Here is a 21,202-nt window from a genome sequence, read left to right on the forward strand (position 1 = left end):
GACGAGGAGAATCATGGGGACGAGAACCCGCATCGTGTGCGGCGTGGTGGCCATCGGGCTGGCTCTGACCGCCTGCAGCGCAGGCGCCGGCGGCAGTGCGCAGCAGAGCGGCGGCGGCGCGCAGGGCACGGACACCGTGACCGTGGCCTTCCGCACGCCCAACTGGATCCTGCCGATCTCGGCACCGGGCTTCACCCAGGGCGAGAACGAGATCTTCTCCACCGCCCTGTACCGCAAGCTGTACAGCTACAAGCTCGACGGATCCAGCCCCGACAACGTCGACCCCGAGCGCTCGCTCGCCGAGCCGCCCGCCGTCAGCGACGGCGGCAAGACGCTGACCATCACGCTCAAGGACAACACCTGGTCCGACGGCAAGCCGATCACCACCAAGGACGTGCAGTTCTGGTGGGACCTCGTCACCGCGAACAAGGACAAGTGGGCGTCCTACAAGCCCGGCGGCTTCCCCGACAACATCGACAGCTTCAAGGTCAAGGACGACAAGACCTTCTCCCTGACCACGAAGAAGGCGTACAACACGGCCTGGTTCGTCGGCAACCAGCTCAACCGGATCGTCCCGCTGCCCCAGCACGCCTGGGACAAGGGTGACGCCAAGAAGACCTTCGAGGAGCTGACCGCCGCCTCGAAGGACCCCAAGTCGTACGCGACCAACCCGCTGTGGAAGACCAGCAGCGGCCCGTGGAAGCTGCAGAGCTACGTGCCCAGCGGCGAGGTCGTCCTGGCCAAGCAGGACACCTACTCCGGCACCGACAAGCCGAAGCTGAACAAGATCGTGCTGCGGCCGTTCACCGGCGACGACGCCGAGTTCAACGTGCTGCGCGCCGGGCAGATCGACTACGGCTACATCCCGCCGGCCAACCTGTCGCAGAAGGCCTACCTGGAGTCGAAGGGTTACAAGGTCGCCCCCTGGTACGGGTGGTCGATCACCTACCTCCAGCTCAACTTCAACAACCCGAAGACCGGGGTGCTGTTCAAGCAGCCGTACCTGCGCCAGGCACTGCAGATGCTCATCGACCAGCCCACGATCAGCAAGGTCATCTGGTCCGGCATGGCCGCGCCCACCTGCGGCCCGGTTCCCGCCAAGCAGGGCTCGCCCGCCGGCCAGGGCTGCGCCTACCCGTTCGACCCGGCCAAGGCCAAGCAGCTGCTGGAGAGCCACGGCTGGAAGGTCACGCCCGACGGGCAGACCACCTGTGCCGACCCCGCCCTGTGCGGCGAGGGCATCGCCAAGGACACCCCGCTGAGCTTCACCGTCACCAGCCAGTCCGGCTTCGCCGCGACCACCAAGATGTTCGCCGAGATCAAGTCGACGATGGCCAAGGTCGGCGTGCAGCTCACCATCAAGGAGGTGCCCGACTCGGTCGCGGTCACCCCCGCCTGCAAGCCGGAGGAGTCCAAGTGCGACTGGGACATGTCGTTCTTCGGCTCGCAGGGCAGCTGGTACTACCCGGCGTTCGCCTCCGGTGAGCGCCTGTTCCAGACCGACGCCCCCGTCAACCTCGGCAGCTACAGCAACCCCGAGGCCGACGAGCTGATCGAGAAGGCGCAGTTCTCCGCCGACGCCGGCGCCCTGCAGGAGTACAACGACTTCCTGGCCAAGGACCTGCCGGTGCTGTGGATGCCGAACCCCGTCTACCAGATCTCGGCGTACAAGTCGGGGCTGCAGGGCGTCGAGCCGCAGGACCCGATGAACCTGATGTACTTCCAAGACTGGTCCTGGAAGAGCTGACCGTTGACCCGGTACCTCCTCACGCGCCTCGGCCAGGCCCTGGTCATCGTGATCCTGGTGACGCTGATCACGTTCGTGATCCTGCACCTGCTGCCGGGAGGCGCGGCCAGGGCCATCCTGGGCAAGGAAGCGACGCTGCAGCAGATCGCCGCCTTCAACCACGAGATGGGGTACGACCGGCCGCTGTGGCAGCAGTACGCGATGTACCTGCAGCGGCTGGTCCAGGGCGACCTCGGCTACTCCTTCCAGCTCAACCAGTCGGTGGCCGAGGCCATCAGCCAGCGGGTGCCCAAGACCATGCTGCTGTCGCTGGCCTCGACGCTGCTGGCGGTCGTGGTGGCCGTCCCGCTGGGCGTGGTGCAGGCGGTGCGGCGTAACCGCTGGCCCGACTACACCATCAACGGGCTGTCGCTGCTGGCGTACGCCACGCCCATCTTCTTCATGGGTCTCATGATGATCATTCTGTTCTCGCAGGTGTGGCCGGTGCTGCCGCCCGAGGCCCCGCAGGGCTTCACGCTGGCGGAGGTGCTGGCCGACCCGGCCGGGCTGGTGCTGCCCACGCTCACGCTGACGATCCTCACCGTCGCGGTCTACTCCCGCTACATCCGCTCGTCCATGGTCGACAACCTGAACGAGAACTACGTCCGCACGGCACGCAGCAAGGGCCTGTCGGAGGGCCGGGTGATCGTCGGGCACACGCTGCGCAACGGCCTGTTCCCCGTCATCACCCTGCTCGGCATGTACCTGCCCGCGCTGTTCAGCGGCGCCCTGGTGGTCGAGCGGCTGTTCAACTACCCGGGCATGGGGCTGCTGTTCTGGCAGGCGGCGCTCAAGCGGGACTACCCGATCCTGCTCGGCGTCACGCTGCTGATCTCGGTGGCCACCGTGCTCGGCGCGCTGGTCGCCGACGTGCTCTACGCCGCGGTCGATCCACGCGTACGACTCAAGGCAGGCCGCTCATGACCACTCAGGAAGAGGCACAGCCCGTCCGCGGGATGTGGCGCCAGGGCGTGGAGGTCTTCTGCGAGAACCGGCTCGCCCTGGTGGGCGTGGGCCTGTTCGTGCTGCTGGCGGCCTTCTCCTTCCTCGGGCCGCTGTTCTACCAGACCGACCAGGTGCACACCGACCTGACCAAGGTCTACCTGCCCCCGGGCACGGACGGGCACCCGCTCGGCACCGACGGCGTCGGCTACGACCAGCTCGGGCGGCTGATGCTCGGCGGGCAGACGTCCATCGTGGTGGGCCTGGCCGCCGGCCTGCTGGCCACGGTCGTGGGCACCGTCTGGGGCGCCATCGCCGGGTTCGCGGGGAGCTGGGTCGACGCGGTCATGATGCGGGTGGTCGACGCGATGATGTCGATCCCGGCGCTGTTCCTGTTCATGCTCATGGCCTCCATCGTGACGCCCACGGTGCCGATGCTGATCGTCATCATCGGCGCCTTCGCCTGGCTCGGCCCCGCCCGGCTGGTCCGCGGCGAGGCCCTGACGCTGCGCACCCGCGAGTACGTCATGGCGATGCGCGGCATGGGCGGCACCGGCGGGCGCGCGGTGCGCCGGCACATCATCCCCAACGCCATCGGCACCGTGATCGTCAACGCCACGTTCCAGGTCGCCGACGCGATCCTGTACGTGGCCTACCTGTCGTTCCTCGGCCTGGGAGTGCCGCCACCCGCGGCGAACTGGGGCGGCATGCTGTCCGACGGCCTGTCGGACACCTTCAGCGGCAACTGGTGGCTGCTGTACCCGCCGGGCATCGCCATCATCCTCATCGTGCTCGCCTTCAACTTCATCGGCGACGGGCTGAGGGACGTCTTCGAGGTCCGCCTCCGGCGGCGCTAGCAGGAGGTTTCGTACATGGAGGTTCCCAGCGAGCCGCTGCTGCGGCTGCGCGACCTCAGCACCGACATCGCGCTGCGGCGCGGCACGGTGCACGCGCTCGACCAGGTCAACCTCGAGGTCAACCAGGGCGAGACGCTCGGCATCGTGGGGGAGTCGGGCAGCGGCAAGACCATGACCGTGCTGTCGGTCATGGGGCTGCTGCCCTCCGGCGGCGGCGTGGTCGGCGGGGAGATCCTCTTCGACGGCCGCGACCTGCGCAAGATGGAAGCGGCCGAGCTGCGCCGGGTGCGCGGCGTCGAGATGGGCATGGTCTTCCAGGACCCGCTCACCTCGCTCAACCCCACCATGCGCATCGGCGCCCAGGTCGCCGAGCCCCTGCGCGTGCACCAGGGGATGAGCAAGGCGGAGGCCCGCGAGCGGGCCGTCGAGATCCTGCGCCGGGTCGGCATGCCCCGCCCCGACAAGATCGTCGACGACTACCCGCACCAGCTCTCCGGCGGCATGCGCCAGCGCGTCGTCATCGCCATGGCGCTCATCCGCTCCCCGCGCCTGCTCATCGCCGACGAGCCCACCACGGCCCTGGACGTCACCACCCAGCGCCAGATCCTCGAACTCATCGACGACCTGCGCGAGGAGTTCAGGATGGCGGTCATCCTGGTCACCCACGACCTCGGGGTGATCGCCGGCCGCGCCGACAGGGTCGCCGTCATGTACGCCGGACGCGTGGTCGAGACCGCCACGACCGCCGAGCTGTTCCGCGCGCCCCGCCACCGCTACACCGAGGCGCTGATGCGCGCCCTGCCCGAGTCCGCCGCCGACGGCCGCCTCTACAGCATCCCCGGCCTGCCGCCGGACCTGTCACGGCCGCTGACCGGCTGCCGCTTCGCGCCCCGCTGCCACTTCGCCACCGACGAGTGCCGCACCACCGACGTCACCCTCACCGGGGACGGGCACGCGTTCGCCTGCCTGCACCCGGTCACCGAGCCCGTCGCCATCACGGCGTCGGCCGGCCACGACCGGGCCGCCTCCGGCGCCGCCGCCGAGCCGATCCTGACCGTGCGGGACCTGGTCAAGGAGTACGACGCCGGCGGCGCGGGCCTGCGCAGGACCGCCGGGCGCGTCAGCGCCGTGGCCGGGGTGTCCTTCGAGGTCAAGCCCGGCGAGACGCTCGGCATCGTGGGCGAGTCCGGATGCGGCAAGTCCACCGTCGGCCGCCTCGTCGCCGGCCTCGAAGCCCCCACGGGCGGCCGGATCGTCGTGGACGGCACCGACATCGCCACCCTGGACCGGCGCGCCCGCCACCGCATGCACCGCAAGGTGCAGCTCATGTTCCAGGACAGCTACGCGGCCATGAACCCGCGCATGCGCATCGACTCCATCCTCACCGAGCCGCTGGAGATCCAGCAGGTGGGCGACGCCGCCGCCCGCCGCGCCCGGGTGAGCGAGCTGCTCGACCAGGTCGGGCTGCCACGGCGGGCGCTGGAGCGCTACCCGCACGAGTTCTCCGGCGGGCAGTTGCAGCGCATCGGGCTGGCCAGGTCGCTGGCGCTGCGGCCCCGGCTGATCGTGGCCGACGAGCCGGTCAGCGCGCTGGACGTGTCGGTGCAGGCGCAGGTGCTCAACCTCATGCGGGACCTGCAGGGCGAGCTCGGCCTGTCGTACGTGTTCATCAGCCACGACCTGTCCGTGGTGGACTACATGGCCGACCGCATCGGCGTGATGTACCTCGGCAAGCTGGTGGAGGTGGGCCCCGCCCACCAGGTGGTGCGCGCGCCGCGCCACCCGTACACGCAGGCGCTGCTGGACGCCGTGCCCTCGCCCGACCCCGGCCACGCGCCCAGCCCGGACACGACCATCCGGGGCGAGCTGCCGAGCGCGCTCAACCCGCCGACCGGCTGCCGCTTCCGCACCCGCTGCCCGCTGGCGCAGGACGTCTGCGCCACCGAGCCCGTCCTGGAGGGCGGCGCCCACCAGGTCGCCTGCCACTTCCCGCTCCGCCTCGAAGCGGACGGCACCGGAGCGCCGCAGGGCTAGCGCCGGACGCGGTAGAGCAGGTGGAGGACCCGGTCGCCCTGGATGACCACGTGCGGGTCCTCCAGCAGGTGCTGGGCGCCGACCGAGCCGAAGTAGCGCTTGCCCGAGCCGAAGACCACCGGCACGACGTCCATCGCCACCTCGTCCACCAGCCCGAGGGCGAACGCCTGGCCGCCGGCCTCGCCCGCCGCGACGGCGACGTCACGCTCGCCCGCCAGCTCCCTGGCCAGCGCGACCGCCCGCGTCACGTCGTCCACGAAGTGGTACGACGCCTCGGGGTGCCACCCCTCGGGCTTGGGCCGGTGCGAGAGCACGACCACGTGGTCGCCGGTGGGCGGCCGGCCCTCCCACCCGTTGGTCATGTCGAACAGGTGCCGCCCGATGACCATCGATCCGATCCGGGCCCAGACCGGGTTGACGTAGTCGGCCGAGACCTGCGAGACCTTGCCGATGCCGCCGAGGTCGGCGGTGCCGTTGCCGTACCAGTCGAACAGCGGGCCGACCTGGTCGTGCGCGTCGGCGATGAAGCCGTCGACCGAAACGACGTTGTGCATGATCACGGTGCTCATCGCATCTCCAGAGCGTTGGCGAAGGTGGGTTCACCCATGCGTCGACCGCGCGCCGCCGGAATCGACATCGCCCCGGAGAATTCTTCCCGCCGCTACCGGGCCGTGGCGCGCGCGGCGTTCTCGATGACCCTGGCCACGATCTTCGGGTGGGAGACGGCCACGGAGTGGGAGGCGCGCACCTCGGTGACGCGGGCGCCGGCGCGCTCGGCCATGAACCGCTGCGCGGCGGCCGGGATGTTGAGGTCCTGGGTGGTGACGATGTCCCAGCTCGGCTTGTCCTGCCAGGCGGCGACCTCGGCCTTCTCCTCCAGGGCCGACTGCGCGATGGGCCGCTGGGTGGCGGCCATGAGCGCGGCCGGGCCGGCCGGCACGTCGGCGGCGAACTGGTGGCGGAACTTGTCGGCCTTGATGTAGAGGTCGGTGCCGGTGCCGCCGCCGGGCAGGGCGAACGGCGCGGGGTCGAGGGCGTCGGGGAGCGTGGAGCCGGGGAACTTGTTCGTCAGCTCCAGCGCCGTCTCGCCCGGGGCGGGCAGGAAGGCGGCGACGTACACCAGGGCCTTGACCTCGGGGTCGTTCGCGCCGGCGATGCTGATGACCGAGCCGCCGTAGGAGTGCCCGACGAGGATCTTGGGGCCCTTGACGTGGTCGAGGAGGCTGCGCAGCGCGGCCGCGTCGTTCGCCGGGCCGCGCAGCGGGTTGGCCGCGGCGACGACGGGGTAGCCGTCGCGGCGCAGCTCCTCGATCACCCCGTTCCAGCTGGAGGCGTCGGCGAAGGCGCCGTGCTCCAGCACGACGGTCGGCTTGGCCCGCCCGGCCGTGGTGGCGCCCGCGGGCCCGGTGACCGCCAGCGCGCCGATCGCGACACCCGCCGACAGGGCGCCCAGCAGGAGCCGCCGCTTGATGCTGACCATGAGACTTCCTTCCGAAGAGGTGGATGCAAGGGGGGCGTCCTCACTCTGGGCCGCGGACGGGTTCGGCCACATCAGTCACTTGACGGTCATTCGGTGGCCGTCCGGCGGCGGGAGGCGCGTCCGGGGCGGCCCTGAGGCGCCCTCGCGCGGCGTGGCGCACGCGACCGGATCGCCGGTTCTGGCCGTCATGTGACTGATGTGCCGCCCCCGCCGGGCGGACGAGAGTAGGCACCGCACCAGGGACCGGCCGGACCTGCTGCTCAGCGACACGCGTAAATCAGCGATGGGAAACTCATGAAAAGACTCCTGGCCGTCCTGGCGGCCGGTGTGCCGCTGGCGGCGGCGATCTGCCTGCCGACCAGCGCCGCGGCGGCCACGACCGCCGCGGCGTTCAGCTGCTCGCCGTCCATCTCCGTGAAGGCGCCGGCGGGCACCACGGTGGAATCGGTGACGGCGCAGCGCCGCGAGGCGGGCACCGTGACCGTCCCGCCGGTGACGCCGCTGCCCGGCACCGAGGTCCCTGGCGTGCCGGCCCACTGCGCGGTCACGGTCACGCTCGCCCACCCGGGCGTGGGCGACCACGCCAAGGTGCAGGTCTGGCTGCCCGAGACGGGCTGGACCGGCCGGTTCCAGGCAGTGGGCGGGAGCGCCTTCGCCGCCGGCGACCACGGCGCCGCGCTGGCCGGCGCGGTCAAGACCGGGTACGCCGCCGCCACCACCGACGCGGGCGTCAGCACCTACATCGACACCGCCTGGGCCCTGAACAGCGCGGGCGAGGTGAACAAGGAGCTGCTGAAGAACTTCGCCGACCGCTCCCAGCACGAGATGACGGTCGTCGCCAAGCAGGTCGTCGCCGAGGTGTACGGCAAGCCGGCCTCCTACTCGTACTGGAACGGCTGCTCGACCGGAGGCCGCCAGGGCTACATGGAGGCCCAGCGCCACCCCGGCGACTACGACGGCATCCTCGCCACCGCTCCGGCCATCAACTGGGACGAGTTCGAGGTCGCCACCCTGTGGCCGCAGGTGGTGATGAACGAGGAGAACGCCTTCCCCGCCCCCTGCGAGCTCGCCGCCTTCAACCAGGCCGCCGTCAAGGCGTGCGACCCGCTCGACGGCGTCCGTGACGGGGTCATCGGCGAGCCCGCCACGTGCGACTTCGACCCGCGCAAGCTCGTCGGCGAGACGGTCGAGTGCGAGGGGAAGCAGGAGACCATCACCGCCGCCGACGCCACCGTGGTCCGCAAGATCTGGGACGGCCCGCGCACGCCGTCGGGCAAGAAGTTGTGGGCCGGCATCCCGGTCGGCGCCGGCTTCGACCTCGCCGGCACCCGGCTCGGCCCGGACGGCGACCGGGTGGGCGCGCCGTTCCCCGTCCCGGCCGCCTGGGTCGCGACCTGGCTGAAGCGCCAGCCGGCCTTCGACCTGTCGACGATCACCTACGCCGGTTTCGCCAAGCTGTTCGCGCAGTCCCAGGCCGAGTACGACCAGGTCATCGGCACCGACGACCCCGACCTGTCGGCGTTCCGCAAGGCCGGCGGCAAGCTCCTCACCTGGCACGGCCAGGCCGACCAGCTCATCCCGACCCAGGGCACCGTGAACTACCGCGAGCGGGTGGAGCGCGCCATGGGCGGCTCGCACCGCGTCGACGGCTTCTACCGGCTGTTCCTCGCGCCGGGCGTCGACCACTGCGGCAACGTCACCAGCACCGGCCCCGTGCCCACCGACGCCCTGGGCGCCCTGACGGCCTGGGTCGAGCAGGGCAAGGCCCCGCAGATGCTGAGCGCCGCCATCAAGGACGCCTCCGGCAAGACGGTCACGCGCGAGCTGTGCCTCTACCCGTCCGTCTCCCGCTACACCGGCCACGGTGACCCGGCCGACGCGGCGAGCTACCGGTGCGCGAAGCCCCGGCACTGACCGGTCCACGTCCCGGGGCGCCCAGGCGCGGCCCCGGGACGTGGCCCTCCCGTCACAGCAGCGGTCCACGTCCGCGAAGGCCGCGGGCGCTGCCCGCGCAGGAGGCCCGTCCGCATGATTCTTGAGCCACGTCCCGGAGGCTCCGTGAACCCCACTCCCGTCGTCTTCATCCACGGCGCGTGGCTGCACGCGCTGTCCTGGAAGCCGTGGGGCGAGCGCTTCTCCAGCCTCGGCTTCGCCGTCTCCGCGCCGCTCCGGCCGGGGGAGCCCGCCACGGTGGCGGAGGCCCGCCGGCAGCCGGAAAGCTGCCGCGAGCTGGGGCTCGACGCCCTCACCGAGCACTACGCGGGCATCGTACGCTCCTTCGACACCCCGCCCGTGATCGTCGGCCACTCGGTGGGCGGGCTGATCGCGCAGCACCTCCTCGGCACGAACCTCGGCCGCGCCGCGGTCGCCATCGCCCCCGTCCCCGTGAACCAGGTCGCCCGCGAGCCGTGGCCGGCGTCACTCGACGCGGCGCTGTTCCGCCAGCTGTTCGCCAACGCGGTCACGCGGGAGGAATCGGCACGCCTCTTCGAGCGGCACGCCGTCCCCGCGCCGCCCCGGCTGCTGGCCGAGCTGGGCGGCGACGGCACGCATCCCCGCGCCGACGTGGACACCGGCAACACCGCCCGCGGCCCGTTGCTACTGATCTCCGGGCAGGAGGACCGGCTGGTGCCCGACTCCGCCACCCGCGCGGTGTACAAGCTGTACGGCGACTCGACGGCGGTGACCGGCCTCAAGCAGTTCCCCGACCGCGGCCACTCGCTGGTCCTCGACAGCGGATGGCGGGCGGTCGCGGACTACGTCCTCCTCTGGCTCGCCGAACGGGGCATCCGTGCCTGACGGGCCGTCACCGGGGGAGCTTGCCCAGGGCGTCGCGCAGCGCGGCCCGGGACGTGATCCCCAGCTTCGGGAAGACCCGGTAGAGATGCGAGCTGACGGTGCGCGGCGACAGGTGCATGCGCTCGCCGATCTCCTTGTTCGTCAGCCCGCCGGCGGCCAGCTCCGCGATCCGGCGTTCCTGCCAGGTCAGCTCGACCAGGTGCGACGGCGCGGCGCCGGCGGGCGCCCCCGAGGCCCGCAGCTCGGCCTGCGCCCGCTCCGCCCAGCCGGCGGCGCCGAGCCGGTCGAACGACTCGGCGGCGCGAACCAGCAGCGGCCGTGCGGCCTTGGGCCCCTGGGTGTGCCTGAGCCGGATGGCGTGGCCAAGGCGGATGCGGGCCAGCTCGAACGGGAAGGCGGTGGCTCCCGGCTCGGCCTCGGCGCGTGCGTACATGTCCGCCGCCTCCTTCTCGTCGCCGGTCGTCATCGACATCGCGCCGTAGGTGATCATGGCCAGCCGGGGGGAGAGGGCGGGCAGGCCGGCGTCCAGCGCGGCCCGGGCGTGCCGGTGGGCCTGCTCCAGCCGTCCCGTGTGCACGGCGGCTTCGACCAGGTCGAGCAGCGTGCGCGAGGCCTGGTGCGCGTAGGGTTCGAAGGATCCGGGCGGCGTGATGCCGATGGCGTGCAGGTAGGCGGCCTCGTAGTCGCCCTCGCTGAGGGCCGCTGCCGTGCCGATGGCGTCGGCGATCTGCGTCAGGAACCCGATGCCGCGCGGGCGGGCCCAGGCGTCCACGACCGCCTGCGACTCGCGGGCCTGCTCGGTCCGGCCGCGCACGGCGGCGAGAAGCCCCAGGTAGGCGTGGGTGTGGTGGGTGAACAGCGTGTTCCCGTGCGAGGTGGTCAGCCGCAGTGCGCGCCGGCCCGTCCGCTCGGCGTCGTCCCATTCGCCGGTGGCGAGCTGGTCGAGCATGATCAGGTGCAGCATGGTCATGCCGTTGGCCACGGCGCCGGTCTCCACCTCGCGGTCCACCGCGCGCCGCAGGTGGGGGCGGTACCTGTCCAGCGTGTCGACGTGGTAGGCGGCCACGGCCAGGCGGGAGACGTCCCACGGCTCCAGGGCCGACACGTCGGCGAACGCCCGCTCGACCCGCTCGGGCACGCCCCTGCCGTGGCGGACGACGTCGCTCCACGCGTCGCGGTAGACGGCCGAGCGCGGGTGGACGCGGTCGCCCAGCGAGCGCAGCAGTCGCTCGGTGCGGTGCCACGAGACGGCGTCGCCGGCGTACAGGCTGGTGGCGAGTAACAGGTCCACGAGCCGGGTGAGCACCTCCGGGCTGTCGTCCCGCAGGTTCTCGATGGCCGCCGCGACGCGGTGGTGCGCGGAGCGTACGTCGCCGTCCTCGTACAGGGCCACGTACGCCGCGGTGATGGCGGTGGCGGGGGACCCGGCCGGGCCTGGCGCCGGGTCCGCGCGGACCAGCCGCTGCGCCTGGTCCAGGAGCGCGGCGTGCCCGGCGATGAACGCGGCGTCGCCGAGCCGCCTGGACCGGTCGGCCGGGGTCTGGCTCAGCTCGGCCGCGCGGGTCAGCCAGGCCACGGCCGCGACCGCGCCGCCGCGCCGGGTCGCCGACTCGGCCGCGGCCTCCAGCGCGGCGGCCACCTCCTCGTCGGGGTCCACGATCGCGGCCGCCAGGTGGCGGGCGCGCCGCTCGACGTCGCCCTCGTGCAGCCGGGCGAGGTCCGCGTGCGCCGCGCGGCGCTGGTTCGGCGTCGCTAGCTGGACGACGGTGGAGCGGACCAGCGGGTGGCGGAAGACGAGCTCGCCGGTGGCGGGGTCGGTGTCCAGCAGGCCGGCCGCCACCGCCTCGCCGGTGTCGCGCATGCGGTAGCGCCTGCCGGGGGCGCGGTTCCCGCCCTGGCCCGCGCCGACGCCGTCGAGGGCGCCGCGCAGCAGCTCCTCGCGTACGGGATCGGCGAGGCGCTCGATGCGCATGCCGTACACGTGCTGGAGGCGGCGTGACAGGGGGACGGCGCCGAATTCGAGCAGTTCCTCGCCCCCCACGTGCGGCGGGAGCTCCACGAGGGCCAGCGGGTTGCCCATGGCGTGCTCCAGGACCAGGCGCCTGGTCCGCGGGCCGAGCCCGGGATGGCGCAGGTCCAGCAGCCGCCCGGCGGCCTCGTCGGGGAGGGGCGCCAGCGCGAGCTCGGGGAGCGCGGCCGTGTCGAACCGCGAGCCGACGTCCGACCGCACGGCGATCAGCATCTTCACCGAGCTGCCCGCGAGCCGCCGCCCCACGAACCCGCACACCTCGATGCTGGAGGCGTCCAGCCACTGGCCGTCGTCGAGCAACAGCAGCAGCGGGCTGCCCGACGCCGCCAGGGACAGCAGGTCGAGAACGGCGATGCCGAGGGACATGACCGACGGCGTCCGGCCCTCGCGCAGCCCGAAGGCGACGTCGAAGGCGGCGCGGTGCCCGTCGTCGAGCCCGGACAGGTGGGGGAGCAGGGGGTAGAGCAGCTGGTGGAGGCCGGCGTAGGGCAGCTCCGACTCCGCCTCGACCCCGGCGGCCCTGATCACGTCGTGCCCGGGGGCGGCGAGGGCGGCGGCGTGGTCGAGCAGGGCGCTCTTCCCGACGCCGGTCTCGCCCCTGAGGACGAGCGCCTGCCCCTGGGCGGCCGCCAGGAACGCGGCCAGCTCCTCCCGCTCGCCGTCACGCCCCACGATCGCCGCCCCGGCCATCGCGGACCCGGCTGTGGTGGAGCCCGTCATCGCGGACCCCGTGATCGCGGGCCTGTTGTCCAGGAGCCCGTCGTCCCCGATGCCGTCATCGCCGATCCCCCCGAAACGGTCATGACAGCAGGTCCGCCAGGCGGTCGATCTGCGCGATGTCGTCGGACCAGCAGCTCAGCATGACCTCGTGCGCGCCGAGCTCCCGGTACGCGGCCACGGCGTCCCGGATCTCGGCGGCCGTGGTCGCCATCGCCCGTACCGACTGGGCGGCGAGCTCCGGCGCGAACCCGTAGTAACGCAGCAGCGCCTCCCGCGACCCCGCCACGGTGGACTCCGGCCCCAGCGCCACGTTCACCTGGGCGACCAGCAGCGGCTCGCCCGCCCGTCCCGCGTCCTTCCACTGCCGCCTGACCAGCTCGAACAGCCCTCGCGCATGCTCAGGCGGGGCCGGGCAGACGTAGCCGCCACCCCAGCGGGCGACGCGGGCCAGCGCCCGCGGCGCGAACCCGCCGAAGAGCAGCTCGGGGCCGCCCGCGCGCAGCGGGACGGGGCCGACGGGGCCGAGACCGGGCGCGACCGGCTCGCCCGCCCAGACCCGGCGCATGGTCGCGAGCTGCTCGTCCAGCCGCCGTCCCCGCGAGGCATGGTCGGCGCCCACGGCCAGGAAGTCGTCCTCCCGCGCGCCGACCGCGAGGCCGAGGGAGAACCGGCCGCCGGACAACCGGTCGAGCGTCGCGCTCTGCTTGGCCAGCAGCACGGGGTCGCGCAGCGGCGCGAGCACCACCTCCGACTGCACCCGGATCCGCTCGGTCGCCGCCGCCATCGCGGCCAGCATCACCATGGGCTCGGGATTGTCGTACACGATCCGGTCCGGCACGCCGATCCTGCCGTACGGGCCCGCGTCCGCCCGCCGGGCCCACGCCACCAGGGCGGCCGGATCGGTGAAGGGCACCGCTAGTCCGAGAGCCATGCCCACCTCAGCCTTCCGCCGTGTTCGCTGTGCCTGTCGTGCCCGCCGTGTTCGCTGTGCCTTCCAGGACCGCGAGGGCGGCGTGCGCCTGCTCACGCATCACGGGCACGAACTGCCGCGCGGGCTCGGGCAGGCCGGCCAGGACGAGCGCGACCTCCTCCTGCGTACCGACCTGGTCGAGGAACCCGACGACCAGATGCGCCGCCTCGGTCGGCGACGTCGCCACCACCTCGCGCGAGAACGCCGTCCACGCCTCCGGGGAGACGTGCGTGCGCAGCGCGGGGAGCAACAGCGGCTCCTCGTGATCGAGATGCCGGTGCACCAGGAACCGGACGGCCTCGGCCGCCCGCTGGAACCCGGGGCGGTCGCCGTCCTCGCCGATCGGCACGTCCGCGAGGGCGTCGAGCGCGACGTCGAGCGCGTCGTGCTCCTCGCTCAGCACGCCGAAGCGCGCCGCCACCTCCGGCGCCACCGCCGCGATCATCGGCCAGAGCAGGTCGTCCTCGGTCTCGTGGTGGTGCCGGAGGTTCTTGACGAGGAACTCGCGCAGCTCGGCCAGCGCCGCGAGGGGGACGGAGCGCCGGGCGGCGGCCTCGCACAGCAGCGTCGTGGCGCGCCGGTGGAACGCGTGGATGAGGCGGGTCTCGACGACGGCCGCGGCCTCGGTGTTGGTGGACATGCCATGGCAGCGTAGGAGCGGCGGGCGAAGACTCCGTTGACGAACGGTCGGCGTGCGGGGCGGGTGTGCTGTCTGCGATGTATACGTCCTGTTGCAGCGTGGCGCGTCCGTTCGGGTATGGTCCCCCAGGACTCGCGCAGCCGAGGTTAGGAGTCGCACCACCATGCCGCTTTTCGGGCGGGAGGCCGAGCTGAAGGCCCTGGCCGGGCTCATCGACGACGTCCGGGACAGTGGCCTCCAGGACCGTGACGGCGTGCCGGATCGCGGCGGTCTCCGGGGGCGCAGTGGCGTCCTCATCCGGGGCGAGGCCGGCATCGGCAAGTCCGCCTTGGTGGCGGCCGCGGCGTCGGCGGCGTCGGCCGCCGGCCTGCGCGTGCTCACGACGACCGGCGTGGCGGCCGAGCAGAACCTCCCCTACGCCGGGTTGCACCAGTTGCTGTACCCGGTCCGCGCGGGCGTGGACGCGCTGCCCGCCCGCCAGCGCGCCGCCCTGCGCAGCGCACTGGGCCTCGGCGATCCGGCCGACCCCGACACCTATCCCGGCGGTCCGGCTGCATCCGACACCTATCCCGGCGGTCCGGCCCAACCCAGTACCCATCCCGGCGGCATGACCGGACTGAATCCCCAGCCCGGCGGTGGGGCCGAATCGGGCGCGGGACCTGGCGGTGGCGCTGGGCAGGGTGCCGGCCCCGGTGCCGGCCCTGATGACGGTGCAGGAGTGGGTGCTCACCTCGGCGGTACGGCCGGAGGCGGCGTCTACCTCGTGGGGCTGGCCACGCTGACCCTGCTGGCCGAGGTGGCCGCCGCCCGGCCGCTGCTGGTCGTCGCCGAGGACGCGCACTGGCTGGATCGCGCCAGCGCCGACGTCCTCGCCTTCGTGGCGCGCCGGATCGGGTCCGAGCCCATCGTGATGGTCGCGACCCTGCGGGAGGGTGAGCCCTCACCCCTGCGGGAGGCGGGGCTGCCGGCGATGACCATCGGCAGGCTCTCCGGAGAGGCCGCCGCCGAGCTGCTCGACTCGACCGCCCCCGGCCTCGCCCCGGCGCTCAGGGAGCGGATCCTGGAGCAGGCCGCCGGGAACCCGCTGGCGCTGATCGAGCTGCCTGCGGCCACGGCGGATCAGGGCGGCGGCCTCGACTCGCCGGCGCCGCTGGGCGAGCGCCTCGAGCGCGCGTTCACCGCCCGGGTCGCCGCCCTGCCGATGCCGACGCGTACCGCCCTGCTGGTCGCGGCGCTCAACGAGAGCGAGTCGGCAGCGGAGACGCTCGCAGCCACGCGCCTGCTCCTGCGCTCGGGAACGATCGGGGACACCGGCCCGATCGGGGACACCGGCCCGACCGAGGACACTGGCCCGATCGTGGGCACGCAGCCGCAGCCGCAGCCGCAGCCGCAGCCGCAGCCGCAGCCGCAGCCGGGGGCGGGGGCGGGGGCCGGTCCGGTCTCCGGGGAGGAGGCCGGGCTGGAGATCTTCGGGCCGGCCGTCGAGGCCCGGCTGGTCGAGGTCGCCGCCGGCGCGGTCAGGTTCCGCCATCCGCTGATGCGCTCGGCCATCCCCGCGGCCGCGGCGCTCGCCGAGCGCGGGCGGGCCCACCTGGCCCTGGCCGAGACGCTGCGCGAGCACCCCGACCGGCGGGCCTGGCACCGGGCCGCCGCGACGGCCGGGCCCGACGAGGAGGTGGCGGCCGAGCTGGATCGGGCCGCCGCCCAGGCGCTGCGCCGGGGCGCGGTGGCCGCCGCGGTGGCGGCGCTGGATCAGGCGGCCCGGCTGAGCGAGGAGCGCGAGGGCAAGGCGCTCAGGCTGCTGCGCGCGGCCGAGCTCGCGGTCGAGTCCGGCAGCCGCGCCACGGCCGAGCGCCTGGTGCGCGACGCGCGAGAGCTGGACCTGTCCCCGCGCCGGCGCGCCACCGCCGCCTGGCTGCTCAGCGGCTTCGAGGACGGGGTGCGCGAGGACGTCTCCCGGGTGTCCGAGCTGGCCGGGCTGGCCGCGTCGATCGCCGCGGAAGGGCACGTCGAGCCGGCCGTCCGGATCCTGTGGGGCGCCGCCATGCGCTGCTTCTGGTCGGAGCCGGGTCAGGACGCCCGCCGCCTGGTGCTGAGCGTGGCCGACGGGCTGCCGCTGCCCGCCGGCGATCCGCGCATGGTCGCGATCGCCGCGTACGCGGCGCCGTTCGAGCGGGGCGCCACCGTGCTCGGCGGGCTGCGCGAGCTGGCCGGAGCCGCCGGCGCCGACCCCGAGGTGGACCGTTACCTCGGCAGCGCGGCCCTCCAGATCGGGGCGTTCGACCTGGCAGGCCGCCTTTCCTCGGTGGCCGCGCCAGGACTGCGCGCCCAGGGCAGGCTGGGGCTGCTCCCCAGGGCGCTGGCCGTCCAGGCGTGGAGCCTGACCAGGCTCGGCGACCTGGCCACGGCCGTCCCCGCCGCGGAGGAGGCCGCCAGGCTCGCCGACGAGACCGGCCAGCCGTTCATGTACGGGCTGGCGACGGCCGTCCAAGCCGAGATCGCCGCGCTGCGGGGCGAGAACGAGCAGGCCCGGGCCCTGGCCGACGAGGCCGAGCGGGTCGCGCTGCCCGCCGGCGCCCGGCCGGTGCTGGCCACCGTGCAGCTCGCCCGCGGCCTCGCGGCCATGAGCGAGGGGCGCTTCGACGACGCGTTCGCCGACCTGAGCCGGATCCTCGACCCCACCGACCCCGCCTACCAGTTCGCCCTGCGCGCCTACTTCCTCGCCGAGCTCACCGAGGCCGCGCTGCGGGCCGGGCGGGCCGCCGCCATGCGGGACGTGCTGCGCGGCCTGGAGCCGCTGGCCGCGTCGGCGCCGTCACCCGCGCTGCACATCGGCTTGCGGTACGCGCGCGCCGTGCTCGCCCCGAACGAGGAGGCGGAGGAGCTGTACGCGGCCGCGTTGCGGGCGGACCTGTCCGGGTGGCCCGCCGAGCGGGCGCGGCTGCACCTGGCGTTCGGCGAGTGGCTGCGCCGCCGGCGCCGGGCCGTGGAGTCCCGCATGCACCTGCGTACGGCCAGGGAGGCCTTCGACGCGCTCGGCATGGCCGCCTGGGGCGAGCGGGCACGGCGGGAGCTGCGCGGCGCGGGCGAGTCCAGCCCGACCCGGGACCCGGACGCGTGGGACCGGCTCACCCCGCACGAGCTGAGCATCGCCCAGCTGGCCGCCGAGGGGCTGACGAACCGGGAGATCGGGCAGCGGCTCTACCTGTCCCACCGCACCGTCGGCACCCACCTGCACCGGATCTTCCCCAAGCTCGGGGTGAGCTCCCGGGCCGATCTCGCGCGGATGCTCACGACCTACCGGCCGGACGAGTGAAGCGCAGTAAGAAGCAGGGGGGCGGGGGTTCGCCGGTCAGACCAGTGAGGCGCCGGCCGACATGCTGATGCGGGCGGACATCCTGCGCAGTCCGGGACCAGGATCAAGGCCGAGGTCGTCGGCCAGCAACCGGGCGATGCGGCGGTAGGCCGCCAGCGCGTCCGCCGGGCGGCCGTCGCGGTCGAGCGCCCACATCAGCAGCTCCCACAACCGCTCGCGGTAGGGCTCCGCCGCCGTGGCGAGCGTCAGCTCGGCGATCGCCGAGCCGCCGTCGCCCCGCTCGATGTCGAGCGCCCAGCGCTCCTCCATGGCGGAGGCGCGCAACTGCTCCAGCCAGGTACGCCGGCCCTCGAAGAAGGCCCCGCCCAGCCCGTCGAACGCCGGTCCGCGCCACAGCGCCAGCGCGCCGCGCAGCAGCCGGGCGGCCTCCGCGACGTTGCCCCGCTCCCGGGCCCGGCGCGCGGCGGCGGTGGTCTGGCGGAACACCGTCACGTCCACCGCGCCGGGGTCCACGACGAGCTGGTAGCCGCCGCCCGCCGACCTGATCTCCGCCTCGGTGCCCAGCCCGGCGCCCCCGCCGTCGGCCAGCACCCGGCGCAGGCGCGAGACGTACGTGCGGGTGCTCACGACGGCGCTGCGCGGCGCCCGGCCACCCCACAACGCGCTGACGATCTCGTCGATCGAGACCTGGCGCCCCTCGCCGAGCAGCAGCAGGGCGAGCACCCCGCGCTGTTGCGGGGACCCCGCGTCCAGTTCCTCCCCGCCGCTCCAGACGCTGATCGGGCCCAGCAGCCCGAAACTCACCCCGCCCATCGAGGTTCCCCCACCTCTTGCCTCGCGTGCTTCGTCGTCGATGCCCCGGAGGGCATCTCTGACAGACCCTACTGACGCCGCGTCGTGGTTTTGGCGTATTGCCGGGCTTGTCCGCAGTCTGTAAGGTCTCGGTCGCGGGCCGGGCCCTGCGGGACGTACACGTGACGTACACAGACGCAGTCATCTGACGCTCGCGGCGCGGATCCGGCCGAACCTACCTTCGGGGACATGCTTCCGCCTCCCTGCAGGTTCACCATCCTCGGACCTCCCGGCCTCGCCTGCGGTGACACCCGCCTGGACCTCGGCACGCCCCAGCAGCAGGCCGTCCTGATGCTGCTGCTGGCCAACAGCGGCAGCTTCGTACGGATCGGCGAGGTGATCGACGGCCTGTGGGGCGAGCACGCGCCGGCCACCGGCGAGGCCGTCGTCAGGACGTATATCTCCCGCATCAGGCGGCTGCTGTCCGCGCACGGGCTGGACGCGGTGATCAGCTCCAGGTCCGGCGGTTACATGCTCGACCCCGAGCTGTTCGCGGTGGACGCCATCGAGTTCGCCGACATGCTCGAAGCGGCCAGGCTGGAGCGCGAGGGCGGGCAGGTCCCGGCGGCCGTGAAGCTGCTGGAGCAGGCGCTGGCCCTCTGGACGGGCACGGCGCTGGCCGGGGTTCCCGGTGACGCGGCCGAACGCGAGCGGTTCCGGCTGGAGCGGCTGCGGCTGGTCGCCGTCCAGGAACTGCTGCGGCTGCGGCTGGAGCGCGGCGAGCACGCCGAGGTGGCGGCCGAGGTGCCACTGCTCATCGAGCGGAACCGGCTCGAAGAGCCGCTGTACGAGATCTACCTGCTCGCCCTGTACCGCGGCGGTCGCCGGGCGGAGGCGCTCGAGGTCTACCGGATGGTCTACGACCTGCTGGGCAAGGAGCTGGGCGTCAGCCCGGGGCCCCGGCTGCGTGCCGTCCACGACAGGATCCTGCGCGCCGAGGCGGACCCGGGCGACGAGCCCGCGCCCGCGCCCGCGCCGTTCCCCTCCCCGACGGCGTCCGTGTCACCCGCGCCACCCGTGCTGTGGGTGGGGCGGCCCGGCCCGCGGGGGCCGTCCGCGGGGCCCGCCGCGGCGCGGTTCGTCGGCCGTGCCACCGAACGCGCCGCCTTCCTGGACCTGCTGGCGCAGGGCCGCCCCGGGGTGCTCTTCGTCCGCGGGCCGGCGGGCATCGGCAAGTCGGCGCTGCTGCAGCAGCTGGCCGAGGACGCCACCGCCGAGGGCCGCCAGGTACGGCACCTGCACGCGAGCGCCGAGGGCCGGCCGGTAGGCCTGAACGCCTCCGCCGAGGGCCGGCCGGCACGTCCCCCGGGCCCGTCCGCCGGACCCCGCGAGCGCCTCGAACGGTTCGCGGAGGAGCTGGCCGGGGCGGCGGGCCCGGTCCTGCTCGTCGACGCCTTCGAGGAGCTGGCCGGGCTCGAGGCGTGGCTGCGCGACGACTACCTCAGGCGCCTGCCCGCGGACACGGCCGTCGTGGTGGCGGGCAGGAGCGGGCCGAGCGCCGCCTGGCTCACGGATCCGGCCTGGTCGGGAGCGATCGTGATCAGGCATCTCGAAGCCCTCACCGCCGCGGAGTCGGCCGCGCTGCTCGAAGCCCGCGGCGTCGAGCCCGGCCTGCGCGGGTCCATCGCGGACTTCGCCGCCGGCCACCCCTTCGCCCTGTCACTGGCCGCCGAGGTCGGCAGGAGCATGTCGGCCACGGGACAGCCGTCGCGCCGCGAGGCGGCCCGGCACGTGGTCGACGGCGTGCTCGCGCTGCTGGCCGGCGACGTGCCGTCGGACCCGCACCGGTGGGCGCTGCACGTGTGCGCGCACGCCCGCCACACCACGGAGGACCTGCTCGCCGCGGTGCTGCCGGGCGGCCGGGCGGCGGAGCTGTTCGACTGGCTCAGGGCCCAGCCGTACGTCGAGACCGCGGCCCGCGGCCTGGAGGTGGGCGGCGTGCTGCGCGAGGCCCTCGACCACCACCTGCGCTGGCGCGACCCCGCCGGCTACGAGCGGATGCACCGCGCGATCCGCCACCACGTCATGGACGAGCTGCTGCGCGGCGCCCGCGACCCGCACGCGAGCGTGGCGGTGATGCGCACGATCAGCCGGCTGCGCCGGCGCGGCGGAGTCCTGGGCCGGTACGTGTCGCAGGTGGGCGAGGAGGACGTGCGCGCGTGCGCGGTGACCCCGGACGACCACGACGAGGTCGTCGCCATGGCGCGCGAGTCGCAGGGCGAGGTCACGGCCGCGTCCGTCCGGTTCTGGCTGGACCGCAGGCCGGAGGCGTTCACCCTGCTCCGCTCCCGTGGGAGCGGCCGGCTGCGGGCCTTCATGAGCTGGCTGACGCTGCGCCGCCCCGAGCAGGAGGAGCTGGACGCCGACCCCGTCGTCGGGGAGATCTGGCACGACGTGAGCCGGCGCACGGCGTTGCCCCCGGACGGGCACGTCGGGATCGCCCGGCATCTGATCTGCCCCGCCTACGAGGCCAAGCCGTCCCCCATCACGGACGTGTTCCAGGCGTGGATGCTGCGCCGCTGGCTGCACGAGCCGGGGCTGGCGGCCTCGTACCTGATCGTCGCCAACGGGCCGCTGTGGCGGCCGTTGATGGAGTACCTGGGCCAGTACGAGCTGACGCACGCGGGCGCGGGCCACCCGTACGCGATCTTCGGCCACGACTGGCTGGCCGATCCGCCGGAGGTGTGGCGTGACCACCATCTGGACGAGGAGCTGTGGGCGGAGCGAGGCCTGTTCCTGCGCCAGGAGGTGTCCCGTGCGGAGCAAGGCTGACGGAA

General features: G+C 73.8%; 14 protein-coding genes. 8 read left to right on the forward strand and 6 right to left on the reverse strand.

What is annotated here, in order from left to right:
• Nucleotides 1–13: 13 nt before the first annotated feature.
• The 4 genes from ACBJ32_RS43450 to ACBJ32_RS43465 are packed head-to-tail and all read left to right on the forward strand — an operon-like array spanning nt 14 to nt 5,619.
• Nucleotides 14–1,747: a peptide ABC transporter substrate-binding protein gene (locus ACBJ32_RS43450; RefSeq protein ID WP_375131788.1), complete on the forward strand. Its 1,734-nt coding sequence runs from the start codon at nt 14–16 to the stop codon at nt 1,745–1,747.
• Between the two features lie 3 nt (nt 1,748–1,750).
• Entirely contained in the window at nt 1,751–2,710 is a 960-nt protein-coding gene (locus ACBJ32_RS43455) for an ABC transporter permease (protein ID WP_375131789.1), read from the forward strand.
• The gene (locus ACBJ32_RS43460; protein ID WP_357878107.1) at nt 2,707–3,585 is read left to right on the forward strand and encodes an ABC transporter permease; all 879 of its coding nucleotides are present in this window, start codon (nt 2,707–2,709) and stop codon (nt 3,583–3,585) included. Before ACBJ32_RS43455 ends, ACBJ32_RS43460 begins: the two co-directional genes overlap by 4 nt.
• A gap of 15 nt (nt 3,586–3,600) precedes the next feature.
• Complete coding sequence (locus ACBJ32_RS43465; RefSeq protein WP_375131790.1) at nt 3,601–5,619, forward strand: dipeptide ABC transporter ATP-binding protein; 2,019 nt, start codon at nt 3,601–3,603, stop codon at nt 5,617–5,619.
• Here ACBJ32_RS43465 and ACBJ32_RS43470 read toward each other — a convergent pair.
• Both ACBJ32_RS43470 and ACBJ32_RS43475 read right to left on the reverse strand, forming a co-directional pair.
• Nucleotides 5,616–6,188 carry a dihydrofolate reductase family protein gene (locus ACBJ32_RS43470; protein WP_375131791.1) on the reverse strand — a complete coding sequence of 191 codons (573 nt, stop codon included), beginning with the start codon at nt 6,186–6,188 and terminating at the stop codon, nt 5,616–5,618. The two genes, ACBJ32_RS43465 and ACBJ32_RS43470, sit on opposite strands and share 4 nt — an antisense overlap.
• A gap of 92 nt (nt 6,189–6,280) precedes the next feature.
• On the reverse strand, nt 6,281–7,099 hold the full coding sequence (locus tag ACBJ32_RS43475) for an alpha/beta fold hydrolase (RefSeq protein WP_375131792.1): 819 nt from the start codon (nt 7,097–7,099) through the stop codon (nt 6,281–6,283).
• A 294-nt stretch (nt 7,100–7,393) separates the two neighbouring features.
• Between ACBJ32_RS43475 and ACBJ32_RS43480 the strand changes: the two genes are divergently transcribed.
• On the forward strand, nt 7,394–9,013 hold the full coding sequence (locus tag ACBJ32_RS43480) for a DUF6351 family protein (RefSeq protein WP_375131793.1): 1,620 nt from the start codon (nt 7,394–7,396) through the stop codon (nt 9,011–9,013).
• A gap of 144 nt (nt 9,014–9,157) precedes the next feature.
• Entirely contained in the window at nt 9,158–9,898 is a 741-nt protein-coding gene (locus ACBJ32_RS43485; protein WP_375131794.1) for an alpha/beta hydrolase, read from the forward strand.
• A 7-nt stretch (nt 9,899–9,905) separates the two neighbouring features.
• Here ACBJ32_RS43485 and ACBJ32_RS43490 read toward each other — a convergent pair whose 3' ends face one another.
• The 3 genes from ACBJ32_RS43490 to ACBJ32_RS43500 form a co-directional block, all read right to left on the reverse strand.
• Nucleotides 9,906–12,647, reverse strand: coding sequence for an AAA family ATPase (locus ACBJ32_RS43490; RefSeq protein ID WP_375131795.1), 2,742 nt, complete (start codon nt 12,645–12,647; stop codon nt 9,906–9,908).
• Nucleotides 12,648–12,726: 79 nt separating this feature from the next.
• On the reverse strand, nt 12,727–13,578 hold the full coding sequence (locus tag ACBJ32_RS43495; RefSeq protein WP_375131796.1) for an LLM class flavin-dependent oxidoreductase: 852 nt from the start codon (nt 13,576–13,578) through the stop codon (nt 12,727–12,729).
• A gap of 7 nt (nt 13,579–13,585) precedes the next feature.
• Entirely contained in the window at nt 13,586–14,257 is a 672-nt protein-coding gene (locus ACBJ32_RS43500; protein ID WP_375131797.1) for a hemerythrin domain-containing protein, read from the reverse strand.
• A 163-nt stretch (nt 14,258–14,420) separates the two neighbouring features.
• Between ACBJ32_RS43500 and ACBJ32_RS43505 the strand changes: the two genes are divergently transcribed.
• The gene (locus ACBJ32_RS43505; protein ID WP_375131798.1) at nt 14,421–17,573 is read left to right on the forward strand and encodes a LuxR C-terminal-related transcriptional regulator; all 3,153 of its coding nucleotides are present in this window, start codon (nt 14,421–14,423) and stop codon (nt 17,571–17,573) included.
• Between the two features lie 36 nt (nt 17,574–17,609).
• On the opposite strand, the gene ACBJ32_RS43510 is transcribed toward ACBJ32_RS43505, so the two are convergent.
• A complete protein-coding gene (locus ACBJ32_RS43510; protein ID WP_375131799.1) occupies nt 17,610–18,386 on the reverse strand; it encodes a BTAD domain-containing putative transcriptional regulator in 777 nt (258 codons plus the stop codon).
• 228 nt (nt 18,387–18,614) lie between these two features.
• On the opposite strand from ACBJ32_RS43510, the gene ACBJ32_RS43515 reads away from it, so the two are divergent.
• Nucleotides 18,615–21,197: a BTAD domain-containing putative transcriptional regulator gene (locus ACBJ32_RS43515; protein ID WP_375131800.1), complete on the forward strand. Its 2,583-nt coding sequence runs from the start codon at nt 18,615–18,617 to the stop codon at nt 21,195–21,197.
• Nucleotides 21,198–21,202 lie beyond the last annotated feature (5 nt).

Source organism: Nonomuraea sp. GTA35 (assembly GCF_041950525.1).
Taxonomy (GTDB): domain Bacteria; phylum Actinomycetota; class Actinomycetes; order Streptosporangiales; family Streptosporangiaceae; genus Nonomuraea.

Bases quoted from the DNA above. Each gene is read 5' to 3' on its own strand.
- ACBJ32_RS43465 (WP_375131790.1), top strand. From the start codon at position 3,601: ATGGAGGTTCCCAGCGAGCCGCTGCTGCGGCTGCGCGACCTCAGCACC.
- ACBJ32_RS43500 (WP_375131797.1), bottom strand. From the start codon at position 14,257: ATGTCCACCAACACCGAGGCCGCGGCCGTCGTCGAGACCCGCCTCATC.
- ACBJ32_RS43450 (WP_375131788.1), top strand. From the start codon at position 14: ATGGGGACGAGAACCCGCATCGTGTGCGGCGTGGTGGCCATCGGGCTG.
- ACBJ32_RS43505 (WP_375131798.1), top strand. From the start codon at position 14,421: ATGCCGCTTTTCGGGCGGGAGGCCGAGCTGAAGGCCCTGGCCGGGCTC.
- ACBJ32_RS43490 (WP_375131795.1), bottom strand. From the start codon at position 12,647: ATGACGGGCTCCACCACAGCCGGGTCCGCGATGGCCGGGGCGGCGATC.
- ACBJ32_RS43475 (WP_375131792.1), bottom strand. From the start codon at position 7,099: ATGGTCAGCATCAAGCGGCGGCTCCTGCTGGGCGCCCTGTCGGCGGGT.
- ACBJ32_RS43495 (WP_375131796.1), bottom strand. From the start codon at position 13,578: ATGGCTCTCGGACTAGCGGTGCCCTTCACCGATCCGGCCGCCCTGGTG.
- ACBJ32_RS43510 (WP_375131799.1), bottom strand. From the start codon at position 18,386: ATGGGCGGGGTGAGTTTCGGGCTGCTGGGCCCGATCAGCGTCTGGAGC.
- ACBJ32_RS43470 (WP_375131791.1), bottom strand. From the start codon at position 6,188: ATGAGCACCGTGATCATGCACAACGTCGTTTCGGTCGACGGCTTCATC.
- ACBJ32_RS43515 (WP_375131800.1), top strand. From the start codon at position 18,615: ATGCTTCCGCCTCCCTGCAGGTTCACCATCCTCGGACCTCCCGGCCTC.
- ACBJ32_RS43480 (WP_375131793.1), top strand. From the start codon at position 7,394: ATGAAAAGACTCCTGGCCGTCCTGGCGGCCGGTGTGCCGCTGGCGGCG.
- ACBJ32_RS43460 (WP_357878107.1), top strand. From the start codon at position 2,707: ATGACCACTCAGGAAGAGGCACAGCCCGTCCGCGGGATGTGGCGCCAG.